The 4,494-nt window shown below is 75.0% G+C and carries 5 protein-coding genes; 3 read left to right on the top strand and 2 right to left on the bottom strand.

Features of this window, described 5'->3' with window-relative positions:
* Both HMPREF3099_RS03065 and HMPREF3099_RS03060 read right to left on the bottom strand, forming a co-directional pair.
* Positions 1-936, bottom strand: a 936-nt coding sequence (locus tag HMPREF3099_RS03065) for a DUF58 domain-containing protein (protein WP_168168422.1), incomplete at its 3' end; no start/stop codon positions are given.
* A gap of 25 nt (positions 937-961) precedes the next feature.
* Entirely contained in the window at positions 962-1,915 is a 954-nt protein-coding gene (locus HMPREF3099_RS03060; RefSeq protein ID WP_070703836.1) for an AAA family ATPase, read from the bottom strand.
* Between the two features lie 323 nt (positions 1,916-2,238).
* On the opposite strand from HMPREF3099_RS03060, the gene mraZ reads away from it, so the two are divergent.
* From mraZ to HMPREF3099_RS03045, 3 genes are all read left to right on the top strand, one after another.
* The gene (mraZ, locus tag HMPREF3099_RS03055; protein ID WP_070703834.1) at positions 2,239-2,670 is read left to right on the top strand and encodes a division/cell wall cluster transcriptional repressor MraZ; all 432 of its coding nucleotides are present in this window, start codon (positions 2,239-2,241) and stop codon (positions 2,668-2,670) included.
* Between the two features lie 200 nt (positions 2,671-2,870).
* The gene (gene rsmH, locus HMPREF3099_RS03050) at positions 2,871-3,866 is read left to right on the top strand and encodes a 16S rRNA (cytosine(1402)-N(4))-methyltransferase RsmH (protein WP_070703832.1); all 996 of its coding nucleotides are present in this window, start codon (positions 2,871-2,873) and stop codon (positions 3,864-3,866) included.
* Positions 3,863-4,465 (top strand): cell division protein FtsL, encoded by a 603-nt coding sequence (locus HMPREF3099_RS03045; RefSeq protein ID WP_070703829.1) that lies wholly within the window; start codon positions 3,863-3,865, stop codon positions 4,463-4,465. Before rsmH ends, HMPREF3099_RS03045 begins: the two co-directional genes overlap by 4 nt.
* Positions 4,466-4,494 lie beyond the last annotated feature (29 nt).

Below are 4,494 nucleotides of genomic sequence, written 5' to 3'. Positions count from 1 at the left end.
CAGGTGGGCCAGGGCCTCGGCGCGGGTGAGGTCGCGCTCGTGCAGGCGCTCCTGCCAGCCCGATGCGGTGAGCAGCCGGACGCGCAGCCCGGCGCGGGCCGTGGCCTCCACGAGGGTGGCGGCCACCCGGACCGCCCCCTCGAAGGCCGCCGGCCCCGGGCAGTCGCCACCGTCGGAGGCGGGCTCTCCCCACGCGGCGGCCTCGTCGAGCACCACGAGCACCCACGGCACGAGCTCCGTGTCGTCGTGGCGCACCATCAGCTCGCCGGCGCGGGCGGTGCTGCGCCAGTGCACGCGGCGCACGTCGTCGCCCCGGCCGTACTCGCGCACCGCCGTGGCGTCCAGGGAGTCGGAGGTGGGACGGGCGCTGAGGGTCCGTTGGGCAGCGTCCTGCACGAGGCGCCGGACCCGCGTCGCCGGGTAGTCGACCGCCCGCGGCAGCACGTCCACCGCCAGCGCCTCGCCGGACCGGGTGAGCGCCTGGCGGGTCAGGCCGAAGGGGTCGGAGCGGTCGAGCAGGACCGGTCCCAGCTCGAAGCGGCCCCGGGCCCCCGCCCGCAGGTCCACGGTGCGCTGCGTCGCCCGGGGGCCCACCACCATCGTCCCCAGCTCCACCGGCTCGCCCCAGGTGGGGTGCAGCGGCAGGTGCGCCACCACCGGCGGGGACGGCAGGGGAGAGGTGGACCGGGTGGCCACCTGCACCTGCACCGCGTCACCCGCCCGCGGTGCCGCCGGCTCGGTCGACAGGTCGGAGTGGGTGGTCCGGGCCGCGCCCAGCCCGAGCAGCCAGGTGAGCAGCGGCAGCACCACCAGCAGCACGCCGAGGCGGCTGAGGTCGCCCAGGGCGAAGTACTGCCCCGTGCCCACCAGCACGAGGCCCGAGAACACCAGCACCCACCCGCGCAGGGTGAACCCGGGCAGGCGGCGGGAGGACACGGAGGCCATCAGGGGGCGACCGGGATCACGCGGTGCGGTGCACGGGCACCTGGGCGAGCACCTGACGGACCACGTCCCGGGCGTCCACGTCGTGCTCCACGATGAGGCGGTGCGGCAGGGTCCACGGGGCCACGCGCTGCACGTCGTCCGGGGTCACGGCCTCGCGCCCCTGAAGGGCCGCGTGGGCGGCCGCGGTGCGCAGCAGGTGCAGCGAGGAGCGCGGGGAGGCGCCGAGCACCACGTCGGGGGTGCTGCGGGTGGCGTGCACCAGGTCCACCACGTAACCGCGCAGGGCGGCTGAGGCGTGCACGCGCCGCGCGGCGGCCACGAGCGACTGCAGGTCGGCCACGCTCATCACCGGGCGCAGCCGCGCCAGCGGGTCGTCGCCGACCTGCTCGTCCAGCATCGCGATCTCGGCCTCCCGCGAGGGGTAGCCCAGGGAGGTCTCGCACGCGAAGCGGTCGCGCTGGGCCTCCGGCAGGGCGTAGGTGCCCTCCATCTCCACCGGGTTCTGCGTGGCCATCACGAGGAAGGGCTCGGGCAGCGGGCGGGTGGCCCCGTCGACGGTCACGGTGTGCTCGGCCATCGCCTCCAGGAGGGCCGACTGGGTCTTGGGCGAGGCGCGGTTGATCTCGTCGGCGATGACGACGTTGGCGAAGACGGGCCCGGGGTGGAACTGGAACTCGCCCCGGTCGGCGTGCCAGACGCTCACGCCGGTGACGTCGCCGGGCAACAGGTCGGGCGTGAACTGGATGCGGCCCACGGTGCCGCCGCTGGCGGTGGCCAGGGCGCGGGCGAGGGTGGTCTTGCCGACGCCGGGCACGTCGTGGAGCAGCAGGTGCCCCCCGGACAGCAGGGTCACCAGGACGGTGTCGAGCACCTCGTCGTCGAGGTGGACCACCGAGGAGACGGCGCGGCGCAGGGCCTCGGCGCCGGAGCGCACGTCGGCGGCCGAGCGGGGCGGGATGTGGGTCGACATGCGCACATGGTGCCGTACGGGCGCGCGCTGGGGGGTGCTCCACACCTCCTCCACTTTCCTCCACCACCGCGCTCCACGGGGCAGGATCTGGCCTGTTCTCGTGGGGGTGTGGCGCGGGGGTCGAGGCTGGACGCGCCGGGGTGCCCGTGGGTCCGGCGCGTGGATTTCGCACTATGTCGCCGATGTCGTGGGGCGGGGGGGGGAGGGGGGGGGCGGAGGGGGTCCGTGGTGGAGCAAAGTGGAGTACGCTGGAGGTGCCCATTGATGACGCCGTCGTGACCGGCGACCGAGCGCGCCTGACCAGGAGACGAGGTGAGCCGTCCATGTTCCTCGGGACGTACACGCCTCGCCTCGACGAGAAGGGCCGGCTCTTCCTGCCGGCCAAGTACCGGGACAAGCTCGCCCACGGCCTGGTGGTCACGCGCGGGCAGGAGCGGTGCCTCTACGTCTTCCCGATGGCGGAGTTCGAGCGGCTGGCCACGGCCATGCAGTCCACCCCGGTGAGCAGCAAGGCCGTCCGCGACTTCCAGCGCGTGTTCCTCTCGGGTGCCTCCGACGAGGTGCCCGACAAGCAGGGGCGCGTGGTCATCCCGCCGGCGCTGCGTGAGTACGCGGGGCTCTCCCGCGACTGCACGGTCATCGGGACGGGCAACCGGGCCGAGATCTGGGACACCGCGGCCTGGGAGGAGTACCTGGAGAAGACCGAGCAGGCCTTCTCCGAGCAGTCCGAGGAGGTGGTGCCCGGTCTGCTGTGACGTCCTGCCGCGCCGGCCCCTGCCGCGCCGCCCCCGGCACACCTTCCCCGGTGCCGGGAGCAGCCGGCCGGGACCAGCTCGGCAGGGCCCACCGCGCACCACCTGCCCCACACCGCCCCACCGGACCGACCGACCGCCACGACCCCGCCGCATCACCCCGCACCACCCGACCAGCACCGCCCCACCGGGGAGGAGGACCGATGACCGCCGAGAAGCCCACGCACACCCGCCACGTGCCGGTGATGCTGCCGCGCATCCTCGACCTCCTGGCCCCGGCCCTGGAGGCGGCGGACCGGCCGGTGCACCTCGACGGGACGCTCGGCATGGGTGGCCACGCCGAGGCGGTGCTGGAGCGCTTCGAGCACGTGCGGGTCGTCGGCATCGACCGCGACCCGCAGGCCATCGCGCTGGCCTCCGAGCGCCTGGCCCGCTTCGGCGACCGCTTCGTGGCCCACCACGGCACCTACGACGAGGTGCCCGAGGCCCTGGCCCTGCACGGCGTGGACGCGGCCGAATCGATGCTCTTCGACCTCGGGGTGTCCTCCCTGCAGCTCGACGAGGTGGACCGCGGGTTCTCCTACGCCCGCAACGCCCCGTTGGACATGCGCATGAACCCCACCGTGGGCGCCTCGGCCGCCGACGTGCTCAACACCTACGAGCACGGGGAGCTGGCCCGTGTGCTCAAGGAGTACGGCGAGGAGCGCTTCGCCGGCAGGGTCGCCAGCGCCGTGCTCCGGGAGCGCGAGGTGGAGCCGTTCACCGACTCCGCCCGTCTCGTGGAGCTGCTGGAGCGCACCGTGCCGGCCGCCTCCCAGCGCACCGGGGGGCACCCGGCCAAGCGCACCTTCCAGGCCCTGCGCATCGAGGTGAACAGCGAGTTGTCCATCTGGGCCACCACCGTGCACCGCGCGCTGGACCACCTGGCCGTGGGGGGTCGCCTGGCGGTGCTCTCCTACCACTCGCTGGAGGACCGTCTCACCAAGCAGGCCCTTGCCGCCGGGGCCACCTCCAGCGCGCCGCCCGACCTGCCCGTGGAGCTGCCCGAGCATGCGCCCTGGCTGCGCCTGGTGACCCGTGGCGCCGAGCAGCCCGACGAGGCCGAGCGCGCCGCCAACCGCCGTTCCAGCTCCGCCCGCCTGCGCGTGGCAGAGCGCACCCGTACCGCCGACCGCCCGTCCCGGAGGGAGAACCGATGACCACCGCACCGTGGAGCGGCCCCCGAGGCCTGCGAGGACGGTCCCTGCCCGGCACCGACGCGCTGCGTCCCGCCGCGTGGGGTCGCGCCGTCGGGGCCGCCGCGGGTACGGGTGTGCGGACCGCGCGGGGCTACGTCACCTCCTGCTCGCGCAAGGTCTTTGCCGTGCTCTGCGCCGTCCTCGTGCTGCTGGCGATGGTGGCCGCGCTGCTGCTCAACACCGCCCGCGGGGCCGGGGCCTTCCAGCTGGCTGAGGCCGAGAGCTCGCAGCGACAGGCCGCCGAGACCCGCCTGGCCCTCGAGGCGCAGGTGGACGAGATGAACTCCCCGGAGCAGGTCTCGCGCCGCGCCGAGGACCTGGGCATGGTGCCGGCTGGCACGATGGGGTACGTCGACCCGGCCTCCGGGAGCGTCGTCGGCGAGGCCGAGGTGGCCGAGGCCGCACCCACGAAGGAGGACGCCTCGAAGGACTCCGCCAAGGGCAAGGACCCGGCCCGCGGCGAGGGGGCCGGCAAGGACTCCGAGGACGAGGGCGCCGCCCGGGGCAAGGGCCCGAAGGACGCGGCGAAGCCCTCGTCGAAGACCGCGGACCGCCACTGACCACCCCGGAGGGAGCACGGATGGCCACC

It is taken from the genome of Kytococcus sp. HMSC28H12 (assembly GCF_001816045.1).
GTDB classification, from domain to species: Bacteria; Actinomycetota; Actinomycetes; order Actinomycetales; family Dermatophilaceae; genus Kytococcus; species Kytococcus schroeteri.
The sequence above is the reverse complement of the archived record's forward strand: the minus strand, read 5'-3'. Positions and strand labels throughout refer to the sequence as shown.

Bases quoted from the DNA above. Each gene is read 5' to 3' on its own strand.
- HMPREF3099_RS03060 (WP_070703836.1), bottom strand. From the start codon at position 1,915: ATGTCGACCCACATCCCGCCCCGCTCGGCCGCCGACGTGCGCTCCGGC.
- mraZ (WP_070703834.1), top strand. From the start codon at position 2,239: ATGTTCCTCGGGACGTACACGCCTCGCCTCGACGAGAAGGGCCGGCTC.
- rsmH (WP_070703832.1), top strand. From the start codon at position 2,871: ATGACCGCCGAGAAGCCCACGCACACCCGCCACGTGCCGGTGATGCTG.
- HMPREF3099_RS03045 (WP_070703829.1), top strand. From the start codon at position 3,863: ATGACCACCGCACCGTGGAGCGGCCCCCGAGGCCTGCGAGGACGGTCC.